The organism is Paraburkholderia solitsugae (assembly GCF_013177695.1).
Lineage (GTDB): Bacteria > Pseudomonadota > Gammaproteobacteria > Burkholderiales > Burkholderiaceae > Paraburkholderia > Paraburkholderia solitsugae.
The window spans coordinates 62,865-76,994 of record NZ_WOEY01000152.1; the positions used below are offsets into that span (position 1 = coordinate 62,865).

A 14,130-nucleotide genomic window follows, 5' to 3' on the forward strand; every position below is an offset into this window, starting at 1 on the left:
GGTGTAATGCCCGCTTCACGCCCTGAGTCAATCCGTCAAGCATTTCGAGGGGGAGGCGCGAGGCTTCCAAGGAGAGGCGAGCCCCGCTTCCTCAATGTATTCAGATAGACGCTTTCGTCGCACAGTGTCCGTGTTTGCCAGCAGTGGTACAGGATCCGTATCCACTTTAGAATGCCAAGCTTCTCGTTTCCAATGAACCCCGCGTAGTCGATACCCAGACCGTCGTTGAACCAGTCCTCGATCACTTCATGAAAGAGGACAAAGTATTGTGGATAGAACACGATGCCAGGGGGGCGCAGTGCTGGAAGCGCACGATCTTGTCGCAATGAAATTCCGCTGCTTTCTGTCATGTCATGAACCTCTGTGATGCGCAACGATCAAGAGCATCGCCGTGAGTCGCGCGACGGGGTTACATGTGCGTGAAACCCGATCGCGCTTTGGCCGTTCGAATCGCTTCGTCGAAAGACGAGGCGGTTGCCACATGGCGATGGTTCACCGTGACAAGCCAGTTGTTGTCCCGTAGACACCACCGGATTGTTCCACACTCCATTAACGCGGAGAACCATCGCCAAACGGAGGCGTCCTCGGCGTTTGCGCATGCGGCAGCCAGTGTGCGAGCCTCGCGAAGGCGACGAGTATCGATTGTTTGAGAAGCGTGTGTCATCGCGGGTGCCTAGCAGATCGCATGCGACAAGATCTGGTCGATGACGAGCTGGTTGCCAAGGGAGTTCTCGAGCGTGAATGCGATCGAATCGCTACGTCCAACCAGGCCGGATCCGAAATTCTCGACCATCAACTGATACTGATCCACACCGCCGAAATCGAACGTTCCGACAAGTCCGCTGGCATCGGTGCGAAGTCTGATTTTCGCATCGGCATACACGCCCGCGTTGAACGGCGCATCCAGGGAAAGCCAGCCTTTGGAACCATGGAAAACCATGTGCTGCCGCCGCGCACGCTGCGTCCCGCAGTAGAAATTCAGTCGAAAGCCCGGGAAATTCAACTCGCAGATTGCGAGCTTGTCGGTGCCATAGCGCGGGTCGATGGTAATGTCGGCGCGCACCGAGAGCGGTTCAAGGCCGGTTGCGATACGCGTTGTCACGACTGGGTAGAGACCAATGTCCCGCACGCCACCGCCTCCAAGCGCGAGGTCGTTCTTGATGGCCGTGGGGTCGTCGTTGAAATAGGTGAAAGAGCCTTCCACGAGTTCGAGATTGCCGAGCGAACCGTCCGCGATCCGATCGCGCACGAATGCCCATTGCGGATGATGCGCCACCATGAATGCTTCGGCGCATACGAGTCCGGTCGCATCGCGAAGGGCGATGAGTTCCTGAACCTGAGAGGCGTTCATCGCGATCGGTTTCTCGCACAACACGTGCTTGCCCGCGAGAAGTGCCTTCTTGCACCACTCGAAGTGACTGGCTGTCGGCAACGGGATGTACACGGCATCGACCTCATTGCTCACAATCACTTCATCGTAATTCGTGCACGAGGCGGCTATGCCGTGCTTCGCAGCGAAAACTGCTGCGCGCTCGCCATCGCGGGCGGCTACGCAGACTACGCGGCCGTTGCTCGATCGCTGGATTGCCGGCACGACGAAATTGTCGGCGATTCTGGCGGCGCCGAGCACGCCCCAGCGGATCATGTCGCTCATGGTCGTCTCCTTGCGTAGTTCGTTATGTCCGTTAACACACCGTCTGAAGCCGTTCTGCGCAGACGCGAAGCACCTCATCCAAATCCCGGCGCCACCAGTTCTCTTTCGAAAATATCTCAACCTCGACCAACCCGTCGTACCCATTGCGTTCGACGCCTTCACGCAGCGCGCAAAGATCGACGACACCATCACCCATCATGCCGCGATCGAGCAACAGGTCACGCGTCTCGCGCAGCCAATCGCACACGTGGTACGCAAGAATCCTCTCGTTGCGGCCAGCCGCCGCGATCGACGCCTGCAACGCGGGATCCCACCAGCAGTGATATGCGTCGACAGCGACCCCGAGAAAGCCGGAGCGCTCAGGATCGAGCGTGTCGCAGATGTCCAGTGCTTGCGCCAGCGTGTTGAGCACGGCCCGGTCTGCCGCATACATCGGATGTAGCGGCTCGAGCGCAAGCGGGACACCGAATTCACGCGCCGTTTCCAGCAACTCCGCGATGCCATCGGAGACCTGCGCGCGGGCACCGCGCAAATCGCGGCTCCCTTCAGGCAATCCGCCGACCACCATCACGAAGCACCGTGCGCCGAGCGTCGCAGCGTCGCGCAGGGCGGCTTTGTTATCGTCGATGTTCGCGACGAATTGCTCATGGGTCGCAGCCGGCAAGTACGTCGAACGGCAATAGCCGGTGACGGTTAAATCGAGCGTTTTGATCTGCCTCGCGATCTCCGCAACGTTCGCTTTCTCCACCTCGTGACGCCAGGGCGCAATGCCGCCGAAGCCGGCACTGGCGATTCGGTCAATCGTGCGGCTGAGCGGTTCGCGGTGACCGAGCGTTGCGGTGTTGATGGAGCACAGGTCGAGTCTTCCTTTCAGGTTTCTCATGATTGTCCAGATTGATATCGAAGACGAGCAGTCCATGAACGCCGCCTTCCAGTGCTTCGATGAGTCGCGCACCGATCGCGCGATGGGTCGGATGCGCGAGGTAGGCAAAGCACTCGTCGCGGCTCGCGAAATCCATCATGAAGCCATCGGCGAAACTCAGACCATATCCCTCCGGCGAGATGTTGGGCCCGCACTGGAAGTTCGTGAATGCGATGTCAGGTATCTCCGCAAGCCGCCTGATCTGCTCGAAAAAGGCGAGGCGACTCGAAGCCGCCACTTCGCTGCGGAACCGACATAACACGATGTGTCGGACGGGCCCCTTTGAGTTGGTCATGATCAGTCTTTACAGCCGAGCGATGCCATGACCGCGCGCACGCGCGCGATGGCGTCTTCAGGATCGCGAAGGAGGCCGGCCCGATCGGCAAGGCGGAATACATCCGCGAGATAGGCGGGCGGGCGCATGCCGTGATGACCACCGAGCATGAAGAAGTGGTCCTGGAATCCATTCAGGTAGGCGAGGAACACGACGCCTGTCTTGTAGTACTGCGTTGGCGCCCGGAAGATGTGGCGCGACAACGGCACTGTCGGTGCCAGCAGCGCGTGGAAGGTTTCGAGGTCGTCGCCGGCGAGCGCGTCAAGGGCCTGTGATGCGGCGGGGGCGATCGCGTCGAAGATGCCGAGCAGCGCGTGCGAATATCCCGCGTCGTCACCTGCAATCAGGCCGGGGTAGTTGAAATCATCGCCTGTGTACATCTTCACTGCGGGCGGCAGTTGTCGGCGAAAGGAGATTTCCTTGGCGTCATCGAGCAACGATATCTTGATGCCGTCGACGCGATCCACGCTGTCGGCAATCACACCAAGGCAGACTTGCGCCGCGCTCTCGTAGTCCGACGTACCCCAGTAGCCAGTAAGTTCAGGATCGAACATCTCGCCGAGCCAGTGGAGGATCACCGGCTGATTGCACATGGCGAGCACTTCGCGATAGACGCGCCGATAGTCGTCGGGCGAGCGCGCGACCCGGGCCAGTGCGCGGCTCGCCATCAGGATGACGCGGCCGCCCACGCGTTGAACGGCTTCGAGCTGCTCCGCGTATGCGCGGATCACCTGGTCGCAGTTCGTAATCGAATTCAGCGCGACGTGATCGGTGCCGCAGCCTGAAGCGATCAACGCGCCGGGGATATCACGCGTACCTTCGACCGTGCGGGTGATCAACTCGCGCGCGCTGTGCCACGGCAGACCCATGCCGCGTTGCGCGGTGTCCATCGCTTCGGCAATACCGAGCCCTTGTTTGAGCAGGTAGCGGCGATAGTCGAGTGTCCGCTCCCAATCGATTGCGGGCGCTTCATTCAGTTCGCTGGCGCGAAGCGGATCGGCCACGGCATGAGCGGCCGAGTAGGCAATGCGGTTGAACGGCCGGGCGGGTACATGAGCGTCGAGCGGCGTGCCCTGCAGGCGGTAACTATCCATCGTGCCGAGCGCCGTCGGTAGTTTGAGTGTCAGGTTCATATGCGTGTCAGTATTTGGTCACAAGGAGGCCGCCGTCGACACGGATGGCCTGTCCAACGCTGTAGGGCAGACCGCCCGTCGCCAGCGTGCGCACGGCGGTCGCCACCTCTTGAGGGGTGCCCCAGCGCTTGATGGCCGTGAGGCCTTGCTCCATCTGCGCGTCGTAGCGCGCGCGGGAGGGTGCGGTCATCTCTGTCTCGATCAAGCCGGGCTGCACCTCATAAACGCTAACGCCTTGCTCGGCAAGCCGCAGCGCAAAGAGCGTGGTCGCCATCGACAGGCCGGCCTTCGATACGCAGTACTCGCTGCGCAACGGCGAAGCGGCGACCGCGTTCGATGAGGTGATCGTGATGACGCTCGGATGTGGCGCCACGCTGGTTCGCGTGCGAGCGAGGAAGTGATTGGCGAACGCCTGGGTGAAGAAGAACGTGCCGCGTGTGTTGACGGCGATGCAGCGATCGAAACTTTCTGGCGTCACATCGAGAATATCGCCTCGCGACATCACCGATACGCCCGCGTTGTTCACGAGGCAATCGATAGGGCCGCCGAGCCGCGCTTCGATATCGAGCAGCGTGGCCCGATGCGAGTCGATGTCGGCGAGATCGGACACGACGGCGATCGCCTCGGCGCCAGTCTGTCTGACTTCGTCGACGGCCCGGTCCAACTCCTCCGACGCCACCGCGTCGGTCAGCGCTACGTCGAACCCTGCGCGGCCGAGTTCGACCGCGATTGCCCGACCGATGCCGCGTCGACTGCCCGTGACGAGTGCGATGGCACGGCCGCTCATACTGACGCTCCGTTGGCAATCAGATCGCGAGCAATGATCGTGCGCTGGATCTGGTTCGTGCCTTCGTAAATCTGCGTGATCTTCGCGTCGCGATAGAGGCGTTCGACTTCGTAGCCGCGAATGTAGCCGCTGCCGCCGAAAATCTGCACTGCGTTGGCGCTGTGCTTGACGGCTGTATCGCCGGCGAAGCACTTGGCCATCGAGCAGGCGATGCTTGCGCGGTCGCCGGTTTCAAGGCGTTCTGCCGCGTCGTGCACGAGCAGTCGCGCGGCCCGAATATCCTTCGCCATATCGGCGAGTATCCACTGGATACCCTGGAAATCGGCGATGTGACTGCCGAACTGTTTGCGCGTCTGCGCATACTCCAGCGCCGCTTCGAGACCGGCCTGCGCGATGCCGACAGCCAGCGCGGCAATGCCTACGCGACCCTTGTCGAGCACGCTCATCATGATGTGAAAGCCGCGGCCTTCCTGTCCGAGCAGAGCGTCGTGCGGGAGCTTGACGCGGTCGAAATGCAGTTCGCCGACCTGCGACGCACGCTGGCCCATCTTGTGTTCCTTCGGGCCTTTCGATACGCCCGCCAGATGGCAATCGACGATGAAGATGCTCATGCCGCGCTTGCCGGCAGTCGGATCGGTACGCGCGAGCACAAAAGCCAGATCGGCGACCGGTGCGTTGTGAATCCACAGCTTGGCGCCGCTGAGTTCCCACCCATCGGCAGTGCGCGTGGCAGTGGTGCGAATGCCGGACACGTCGGTTCCCGCGTCCGATTCGGTGATGCAGTAAGCCGGCCGGAGGGCTGCGCGCAACAATGGCGCCATGTACTTCGCGCGCTGGTCGTCAGTGCCGTGAACGCTCAGCAGTGTGCCGACCAGCTCGAGCAGGCCGCATTGGTCAGCGACCGACGCATAACCGCGCGACAATTCTTCCATCACAAGCGCGTAAGCGGTGACGTCGAGCCCGGCGCCGCCAAATGCCTCGGGCACCGTGATGCCGAACAGGCCAAGTTCACCCATCTGCTTGTAAATCTCCGCGGGAAAGCGCTCCTCACGGTCCAGTTCCTCGGCCAGCGGGCGAATCACTTCCTGCGAAAAACGCCGTGTCGTTTCGCGGATCTGCTCATGCGTTTCTGAGAGCTTCATGTTGTCTCCATCCGTAATCGTCATACCTGATTGTTGCGATGCAGCGCGTGGGTGCAGGTAAACCCGAGCGCTGCGCAATACCCCTTGAAATCAGATGTTTCGTGTGCCAACATTGGCAACAAGTAACCATCTGGTGGGTTATTTAAGACCAACGAAACGCCGCTGTCAACGGGTTTTGCGGCCGATCTGAAAGGAGAGTGCAGTGAGCAAGTGGAAGGAGGCTGCTGACGCGGTCGAGGAGATTTTCGACGGCGCAACGATCGCGCTGGCAGGTTCGGGAGGCGGTCTGCTCGAAGCGGACGCCGTGCTCGCGAAGCTCGAACAGCGTTTCCTCGAGACCGGGCATCCGCGCGATTTGACGGTCGTGCATGCGCTGGGTATCGGCGACGCGAAGGGCAGTGGGCTGGGGCGCTTTGCACATGGCGGCATGGTCAAGCGTGTGATCGGCGGGCACTGGAGCTGGGCGCCGTCGATGCAGAAACTTGCGAAGGAAAATGCTTTCGAGGCCTATAGCTTTCCGGCCGGCGCCATCTCCACGCTGCTGCGGGAAATTGGCGCCGGGCGCCCCGGCCTCGTCACGCATGTGGGACTGCGCACCTTCGTCGATCCGCGTATCGATGGCGGCAAGATCAACGAGCGCGCGACCGAAGACCTGGTCGAGCTGATCGAGATCGATGGGCGCGAATACCTGCGTTACAAGCCGTTCAAGGTCGATTTCGCAATCGTGCGCGGCTCGTCGGCGGACGGGAGCGGCAACGTCACGCTGCGCCGCGAACCAGCCGATCTGGACGTCTACGCCGCCGCGCTCGCGGCCCATAACTGCGGCGGCCGCGTCATCGTGCAGGTGAAAGAGCGCGAGCCGGAAGATTATGTGCCCGCGCGCCTCGTTCGTATTCCCGGCATTCTGGTCGATGCGCTCGTCGAAACGCCCGAGCAGGTGCAATGCGTGGTGTCGGACTACGATCCGGCGCTCAGCGGCGAAGCACTATGTCCAATCGGCGCGGGCTTCTACGAAGTGCCAACAGGCATTCGCCGCATCATCGCTGCGCGGGCGGCGAACGAGTTGCGCGCCGGGCAGTCCGCCAATTTCGGCTTCGGCATTCCAGGCGGCATCCCCGCCTTGCTGGCGGAACAGGGGCGGCTCGGCACGTTCTGGGGATCGGTCGAACAGGGCATCCACAACGGCGCGATGCTCGACGGTCCGATGTTCGGCACGGCACGCAATGCGGACGCGATCCTGTCGAGCGTCGACCAGTTCGATTTCTATAGCGGCGGCGGTGTCGACGTCTCTTTCCTTGGCATGGGTGAAATGGACGGCGAGGGCAACATCAATGTGTCGAAGCTGGGCTCGACGGTCGTGGGTCCTGGCGGCTTTATCGACATAACGCAGGGCGCGCGAAAGATTGTGTTTTGCGGGAGCTTCGAAGCGAAGGGTTTAGCGGTCGAACAGACGGGCGCACGTCTGGACATCGTGTCGCCGGGCAGCGTGCCGAAGCTCGTCGATCGCGTGCAGCACATCACCTTCAGCGGCGAGCAGGCGCGCCTTAGCAATCAGGAAGTGCTGTATGTGACCGAGCGCGCGGTGTTTCGCCTGGAGGCGGACGGCGTGCGTCTGATCGAGGTCGCGGAAGGGGTCGATGTCGAGCGCGACGTGCTGGCACGCATGGCATTCCGGCCGCTCGTCGACGAAGCATTGGTCGCGCGCTCGAAGCTGAGCGTGCCTGCGACGCAGGAAAAGGTGGCGTGATGCCAAGGCGCGCGAAGGGCAGTTGCGGACTCCGCGCGCCCAGGTTGTCAGGGGCGCACGATTCGCAGGATGGTCTCGATGTTGAACTCGAGACGGCTTTTCAGCGCCGCCTTGTCCATGAAGTCGATATCGAAGATGACACCGCTCGTGAAACGGTTCGTCAGGTAGTAGTAGCCAATAGCGGCCATCGTGATGTGCAGTTGCCGTGCGTCGACACCCGAACGAAACACGCCCGCTTCGACGCCGCGATCGAGGATGCGCTGCAACATGGAGATAAAGCCCTGGTGCAGATCGTGGAACCGCTGAGATTTCTTGACGTGGCGTGCCTTATGAAGATTTTCGCTGTTCACCAGCGTCATGAACTCCGGGTTTCGCAGGTAGTAGTTCCAGGTATGCGTGGTCAGGGCAACGAGCGCGTCTTCTGGCGAAAGATGGTCGAGGTTGAGCTTCAGTTCGGCAGAGCGGATGTCGGCGTAGGCATCTTCGAGCACGGCGACAAAGAGTTCCTCCTTGCTGCCGAAGTAGTGATAGATCATCCGCTTGTTGGCCTTGGAGCGCGTCGCAATCGCTTCTACGCGCGCGCCGGCCAGGCCGAGTTTCGCGAATTCTTTTTTCGCGGCTTCGAGGATGCGGGCCCGCGTAACCTCCGGGTCTCGCTGCCGAGGCTGGCGCGTGGCAACCTCTTCTGCGGGCTTGGCTACGCGTTTTTGGGGCGTGGTTGCAAGGGTCATGTGGGTCGTTAAAAGAAGTGGAGTCGGGGCGCCAGCAAACGCGCGTCATGACGGTGACTATAAACCAAAAAGCCGGTTGTCAGGAAGTAACTGGATGGTGCAGAATTGGGCCAATAACAGGACGCTTCAGGCTAGGGACAGGGCACCCATGCTGCCCTCGGCGCGTGACGGTTTCGAGCGGCACATTAAAGAATTGCACATATTGGAGGCAGGAATGAAAGAGCTGGGTGAACTGGCAGCTTCGCTGCGCTTACCGTCCGAACCGGTGCGTACGCCGATGTTCATCGACGGCAAGGACTATTCGGGCGCGGATAACGAGTGGGTGATGCGCAAGAGCCCCGGGCATGGGGTGCCGGTGACGGCCACGACGCGGGCGTCGAAAAGTGACCTGGACGTAGCCGTCGCCGCCGCGCGGCGCGCATTCGATGACGGCCGCTGGTCGCGACTGTCGGGCGAGGCGCGTGCTGCGGTCCTGCTGAAAACGGCTCAACTGATCCGCGACAACGTAGACACGCTGGCGTATCTCGAGACTCTCGAAAGCGGCAAGCCCATCGGCCAGTCGCGCGGCGAAGTTACCGCGGCGGCAGGCATCTGGGAATATGCGGCGGGGCTCGCCCGCGTGGTGCACGGCGACTCGCACGACACGCTCGGCCCCGACATGTTCGGACTGGTTCTGCGGCAACCGGTTGGCGTGGTGGGGATCGTCACGCCGTGGAATTTTCCGTTCTTCATTCTTTCGGAACGTCTGCCGTTCGCGCTGGCTGCGGGGTGCACGGTGGTCGTCAAGCCCGCGGAACTGACGTCGACCACGACGCTCAAGCTCGCCGCGCTGCTCACCGAGGCGGGCCTGCCCGACGGCGTGGTCAACGTGGTGACGGGACTCGGCTCGGTGGTTGGACAGGCGCTCGCGGAACACATGGACGTCGACATGATTTCATTCACCGGCTCGACGCCCGTGGGCCGCTCGGTGCTCACGGCCGCCGGCGGCAACATGAAAAAGGTTGGGCTCGAACTGGGCGGGAAGAATCCCCAGATCGTTTACGCCGACGCCGACCTCGACGATGCAGCCGATGCCATCGCATTCGGTATCGCTTTCAACGCGGGCCAATGTTGCGTGTCGGGTAGCCGCCTCGTCGTTCACCGCTCGGTCGAACAGGAACTCGTCGAGCGCGTGCAGGCGGTCCTCGGAAAGGTGCGTGTCGGCGATCCGCTCGATGCGACCAACCACGTCGGCGCCATCGTCGAAGCGCGGCAGTTCGACAAGATTCGCGGCTTCATCGACGCCGGCACGCGCGATGGCGCGCAACTCGTCTGCGGAGGCACTTCGAGCAACGAAGGCGAGCGCTTCTTTATCCAGCCGACGGTGTTCCGCAACGTGCAACCCGGCAGCGCGCTCGCGCAGGAAGAAATTTTCGGGCCGGTCCTGACCGTCACGCCGTTCGACACCTTCGAGCAGGCTATCCAGTTGGCGAATGGCGTGCCATACGGCCTCGCGGCGAGCATCTGGACGCGCGATCTGCAAGGCGCATTCAAGAGCTTTCGCGGGGTGCAAGCCGGGCGCATCTGGGTCAATTGCACGATTACGGGTGGGCCCGAACTGCCGATCGGCGGTGTCAAGCAATCGGGTATCGGCCGCGAGACGGGGCGCTATGGCGTCGAGGAATACACAGAACTCAAGTCCGTGCATGTTCAACTCGGTAACCGGCCACGCTGGATTGCCTAAGGCGATTTTTTCAACGAGAGCGGTCGTAAAGAACCGCACGGAATGTTCGAGCCACGTGAGCGTGGCCGCAGAACGCAGAATCGGAGACAGCAATGTATGACTATGTGATCGTGGGTGGTGGCCCGGCGGGCTGCGCATTGGCAGCGCGTCTGACGGAAGACGCCAGCAGCCGTGTGCTGTTGCTCGAGGCCGGTCCTGCCGATACCGACCCCTACATCCATATGCCGGTCGGCTTCTTCAAGATGACGGGCGGCCCATTGACGTGGGGTTATCGCACGGCGGCGGCGGCGGAAACGCAACGTCGGCAGATTCCGTTCGCACAGGCGCGCGTGCTCGGCGGCGGTGGCTCCATCAACGCAATGGTCTACACACGCGGTCAGGCAGCCGACTATGACGGCTGGGAAAGCGACGGATGCGCTGGCTGGGGCTTTCGCGATGGCGTGCTGCCCTATCTGCGCCGCATGGAGGATAACGAGCGGCTGTGCAACGAGTATCACGGCGTGGGCGGACCGCTCGGCGTATCCGATCTCATCAGCGTCAACGAACTGACGAAGGCGTTTGTGCTGGCAGGCCAGGAGGCGGGCTTGCCGTACAACAGCGATTTCAACGGCGCGCAGCAGGAGGGCGTCGGCGTTTATCAGGTGACGCAGCGCGGCGGGCGGCGTTGCAGCGCTGCCGTCGGCTATCTTCAGCAGGCCCGCTCGCGCAGCAATCTGACCGTGAAGACCAATTGCCTCGTGTCGCGCATCGTGATCGAGAATGGTCGCGCGGTGGGCGTCGAATTCGCCGATCAGCATGCGCGCTCAAACGTAGCCGTCGCACGGGCCGAGCGCGAAGTGATCGTAACGGCGGGCGCGATCGGATCGCCGAAGCTGCTGATGCTCTCCGGCATCGGTCGCGCGGCGGATCTCGAACGCGTGGGCATCAAGCCGTTGCATGCCCTCGATGGCGTGGGCGCGAACCTGCAGGATCACTTCGATATCGACATTGTGTACGAACTCAACGGCCCCTATAGCCTCGACAAGTACGCGAAGAAGCACATGATGTTGCTCGCGGGTCTCGAATACAAAATCTTCAACAAGGGGCCGGTCACATCGAACATCGCCGAGGGCGGGGCGTTCTGGTACTCCAGCAGCGATGTGCCGACGCCGGACCTTCAGTTTCACTTCCTGCCGGGCGCCGGAGTTGAAGCTGGTGTTCCGCCCGTGCCCTCGGGTTCGGGCTGTACGCTCAACTCGTACTTCCTGCGCCCGAAGAGTCGCGGCAGCGTCACGCTCAACAGCGCCGACCCCGCCGATGCACCCGTCATCGACCCGGCCTACATTCGCGATCCGTACGACCTGAAGGTCGCGGTCGAGGGTATTCGCCAGAGTCGCGAGATCATGAGTCAGCACGCACTGCGCAAGTACCTCAAGAGCGAACACTTCCCCGGCGGCACGGTGCGCACGCACACGCAGTACGAGGAGTATGCCAAGCAATACGGGCGCACCGGCTATCACCCGGTCGGCACCTGCAAGATGGGTGTGGACGAGATGTCCGTGGTCGATCCGCAGTTGCGTGTGCGCGGCATTGAAGGGTTGCGGGTCGCGGATTCATCGGTGATGCCGCGCATCGTCAGCTCCAATACCAATGCGCCGACGCTGATGATCGCAGAGAAAGCGTCGGACCTGATTCGCGGGCGCGTCGCGGCCCAGGCGCCGGCGGCAGGCCAGTTGGCCAGCTATTCCGGTCGAGTGGCGCCCGCCGTCGCCACGACGTTGGCGTAAGTTTGGGCCGCACGGCCTGAGAGAGTTCTGACATCGAACTCCATAACAATCAGTAACTATCTATATATTTATTGGAAGGAGACATCATGTCCAAACAGGATCAACACTCGGCTCTTTCACGCCGGGATTTCATCAAGCTCGGCGCAGGGGCGGCGTTTGCCATGGCCGGCAGCAGTTTTTCGAGTTTCTCCCTTGGCGCGGGGCAGACTACGCTGGCCTGTTCTTTCCGCTCGCTCACCAACCCGTATCACGCAGCCTTTAACAAGGGCGCGCAGAGCTTCGCGGCGAGCGTCGGCTTGCCATACGTGCCGCTCACTACCGAAGGTAGCTCCGAGAAAGGCATTGCCGATATTCGCGCGCTGCTGCAACGAACGGGCGGCAATCTCGTGCTCAACGTCGATCCGAACGATTCGGCCGATGCGCGCGTGATCGTGGAGGCCTGCTCGAAGGCGGGGGCGTTCGTCACGACAATCTGGAACAAGCCTAAAGATCTACATCCCTGGGACTTCAACCCGAACTACGTTGCCCATCTTTCGTACGACGGCGTCGCCTACGGTGAAGAAACCGCCACGCAACTGTTCAAGCAGATGGGCGGCAAGGGAGGTGTCGTCGCGCTCGGCGGCATTTTCAGCAACGTGCCGGCGATCGAGCGTAAAGCCGGTCTCGATGCAGCGCTGAAGAAGTTTCCTGGCATCCAGTTGCTCGACTTCCAGGTCGCGGACTGGAACTCGCAAAAGGCGTTTCCGATCATGCAGGCGTGGATGACGCGTTTCAACGCGAAGATCAAAGGCGTGTGGGCCGCGAACGACGACATGGCGCTCGGCGCGATCGAGGCACTGCGCGCCGAAGGTCTCGCAGGCCAGATGCCGGTGACCGGCATGGACGGCACGCCGCCCGGTCTGAGCGCGATCAAGGCCGGTGAACTGATCGCGTCGGTCGACTGGGACCCGTACTGGCTCGGTGGCATCGGTCTGTCGATGGGTCTTCAGGCGAAGGAGAAAAAGGTCGACGTGGCAGCGTTGCCAAAGGACCGGCGCGAGTCCTATTGCAAGGCGACGTTCGTGACCAAGGCGAACGTCCAGGACGTCTTGAAGCGCGCGGCTGCGCCAAGCGGCGATTGGAACAATCTCTATGCCCGCGTTGCGGGTCCTGTGGTGTATCGATGAACAAGCTGACCGTAGCGCCCACCCGGCAGGCCGTGTCCACAAAAACAACCGGGACCCTGATCATATCGAAGCAGGCACTCGTGCGACGATTTGCACCCCTGCTGGTGCTGGTGGCGCTCGGTCTTTGCATTGGCGCGCTGAACCACGACTTCTTCGATCCGATGAACCTGTCGCGGATCGCGGTAGGCGCCGCGATTCCTCTCACCATCGCGCTCGGCGCCGCGTTCGTCATTCAGCTCGGCAGCATCGATCTGTCGGCCGAAGGCATCGTTGCGGTCGCAGCGATTGCAGTATCGATGCTGGTCGAGAACTCGTATAACGACAACCATTTCGGGCTGTGGGTACTGGCCGTGGCGATTGCCGCAGGCGCCGCACTGGGTCTTGCCAACGGCGTGCTGCACGTGTTCCTGCGCATTCCTTCGTTCATCACGACGCTGGCGATCGGCTTCGTTGCAACGGGGATCGGCACAGCCTGGCTGTCGGGGAACACGATTCGTGTGAGCGACCCTTCGCTGCGCGCCATCTCGATCACACGCTATCTGGGTCTGCCCCTGTCCGTCTGGATCGCGGTGCTGGTTCTCGGGGTCGCCTGGTTCATATACAAGCACACGCTGCTCGGCCGCCACACCCTGGCGATCGGCGGTGGCGAGGATCTGGCGCGACTCAGTGGGGTGAGAGTCTCACGCGTGCGCATTGCGATCTTCGCGCTGGCGGGCGCTTTCTATGGCGTGGCGGGCATCCTCGCCGTTGCGCAATATGGGCAGGGACACGCGCGCATTGCCGACGGTCAGCTATTCGTCGCGATTACCGCGATCGTGGTAGGTGGTACGTCGCTCGCAGGCGGCAACGGCAGCCCGATGAACACGTTGATCGGCACGCTGATCGTGATCGTGCTCGGCAATGGCATGGTGCTGCTCGGTGTGCCGCCCTACGTGCAGCAGGGCATCCAGGGTGTATTGATCATCGCAGCCGTGACCCTCGCGCTCAATCGCTCGCGTCGGCGCATCGTCAAATGAGCGTGAGGA

Annotated in this window: 13 protein-coding genes; 5 read left to right on the forward strand and 8 right to left on the reverse strand. The window is 62.1% G+C overall.

The features are described from left to right. Positions 1-35: 35 nt before the first annotated feature. The 7 genes from GNZ12_RS45415 to GNZ12_RS38235 all read right to left on the reverse strand — a co-directional run bounded on the left by GNZ12_RS45415 (position 36) and on the right by GNZ12_RS38235 (position 5,972). Positions 36-350, reverse strand: coding sequence for a hotdog family protein (locus GNZ12_RS45415; RefSeq protein WP_172317343.1), 315 nt, complete (start codon positions 348-350; stop codon positions 36-38). Positions 351-673: 323 nt separating this feature from the next. Beyond that, positions 674-1,654 (reverse strand): Gfo/Idh/MocA family protein, encoded by a 981-nt coding sequence (locus GNZ12_RS38210; RefSeq protein WP_172317422.1) that lies wholly within the window; start codon positions 1,652-1,654, stop codon positions 674-676. Between the two features lie 31 nt (positions 1,655-1,685). After that, the gene (locus tag GNZ12_RS38215) at positions 1,686-2,537 is read right to left on the reverse strand and encodes a sugar phosphate isomerase/epimerase family protein (protein WP_172317424.1); all 852 of its coding nucleotides are present in this window, start codon (positions 2,535-2,537) and stop codon (positions 1,686-1,688) included. Continuing rightward, positions 2,452-2,871 carry a Dabb family protein gene (locus tag GNZ12_RS45690; RefSeq protein ID WP_172317426.1) on the reverse strand — a complete coding sequence of 140 codons (420 nt, stop codon included), beginning with the start codon at positions 2,869-2,871 and terminating at the stop codon, positions 2,452-2,454. The genes GNZ12_RS38215 and GNZ12_RS45690 overlap by 86 nt, the downstream gene beginning before the upstream one ends. A gap of 2 nt (positions 2,872-2,873) precedes the next feature. Continuing rightward, positions 2,874-4,043 (reverse strand): dihydrodipicolinate synthase family protein, encoded by a 1,170-nt coding sequence (locus GNZ12_RS38225; RefSeq protein WP_172317428.1) that lies wholly within the window; start codon positions 4,041-4,043, stop codon positions 2,874-2,876. Positions 4,044-4,050: 7 nt separating this feature from the next. Next, complete coding sequence (locus GNZ12_RS38230) at positions 4,051-4,830, reverse strand: 3-ketoacyl-ACP reductase (protein WP_172317430.1); 780 nt, start codon at positions 4,828-4,830, stop codon at positions 4,051-4,053. Beyond that, positions 4,827-5,972, reverse strand: coding sequence for an acyl-CoA dehydrogenase family protein (locus tag GNZ12_RS38235; protein ID WP_172317432.1), 1,146 nt, complete (start codon positions 5,970-5,972; stop codon positions 4,827-4,829). Before GNZ12_RS38235 ends, GNZ12_RS38230 begins: the two co-directional genes overlap by 4 nt. 202 nt (positions 5,973-6,174) lie before the next feature. Between GNZ12_RS38235 and GNZ12_RS38240 the strand changes: the two genes are divergently transcribed. Next, the gene (locus GNZ12_RS38240; protein WP_172317434.1) at positions 6,175-7,719 is read left to right on the forward strand and encodes an acyl CoA:acetate/3-ketoacid CoA transferase; all 1,545 of its coding nucleotides are present in this window, start codon (positions 6,175-6,177) and stop codon (positions 7,717-7,719) included. Between the two features lie 47 nt (positions 7,720-7,766). On the opposite strand, the gene GNZ12_RS38245 is transcribed toward GNZ12_RS38240, so the two are convergent. Further along, positions 7,767-8,450 (reverse strand): TetR/AcrR family transcriptional regulator, encoded by a 684-nt coding sequence (locus GNZ12_RS38245; protein WP_172317436.1) that lies wholly within the window; start codon positions 8,448-8,450, stop codon positions 7,767-7,769. 214 nt (positions 8,451-8,664) lie between these two features. Between GNZ12_RS38245 and GNZ12_RS38250 the strand changes: the two genes are divergently transcribed. From GNZ12_RS38250 to GNZ12_RS38265, 4 genes are all read left to right on the forward strand, one after another. Continuing rightward, the gene (locus GNZ12_RS38250) at positions 8,665-10,173 is read left to right on the forward strand and encodes an aldehyde dehydrogenase family protein (protein WP_172317438.1); all 1,509 of its coding nucleotides are present in this window, start codon (positions 8,665-8,667) and stop codon (positions 10,171-10,173) included. Positions 10,174-10,265: 92 nt separating this feature from the next. Then, the gene (locus GNZ12_RS38255) at positions 10,266-11,939 is read left to right on the forward strand and encodes a GMC family oxidoreductase (protein WP_172317440.1); all 1,674 of its coding nucleotides are present in this window, start codon (positions 10,266-10,268) and stop codon (positions 11,937-11,939) included. 86 nt (positions 11,940-12,025) lie between these two features. Next, entirely contained in the window at positions 12,026-13,105 is a 1,080-nt protein-coding gene (locus GNZ12_RS38260) for a sugar ABC transporter substrate-binding protein (RefSeq protein WP_172317442.1), read from the forward strand. Continuing rightward, positions 13,102-14,121 carry an ABC transporter permease gene (locus tag GNZ12_RS38265; protein WP_172317444.1) on the forward strand — a complete coding sequence of 340 codons (1,020 nt, stop codon included), beginning with the start codon at positions 13,102-13,104 and terminating at the stop codon, positions 14,119-14,121. Before GNZ12_RS38260 ends, GNZ12_RS38265 begins: the two co-directional genes overlap by 4 nt. Positions 14,122-14,130 lie beyond the last annotated feature (9 nt).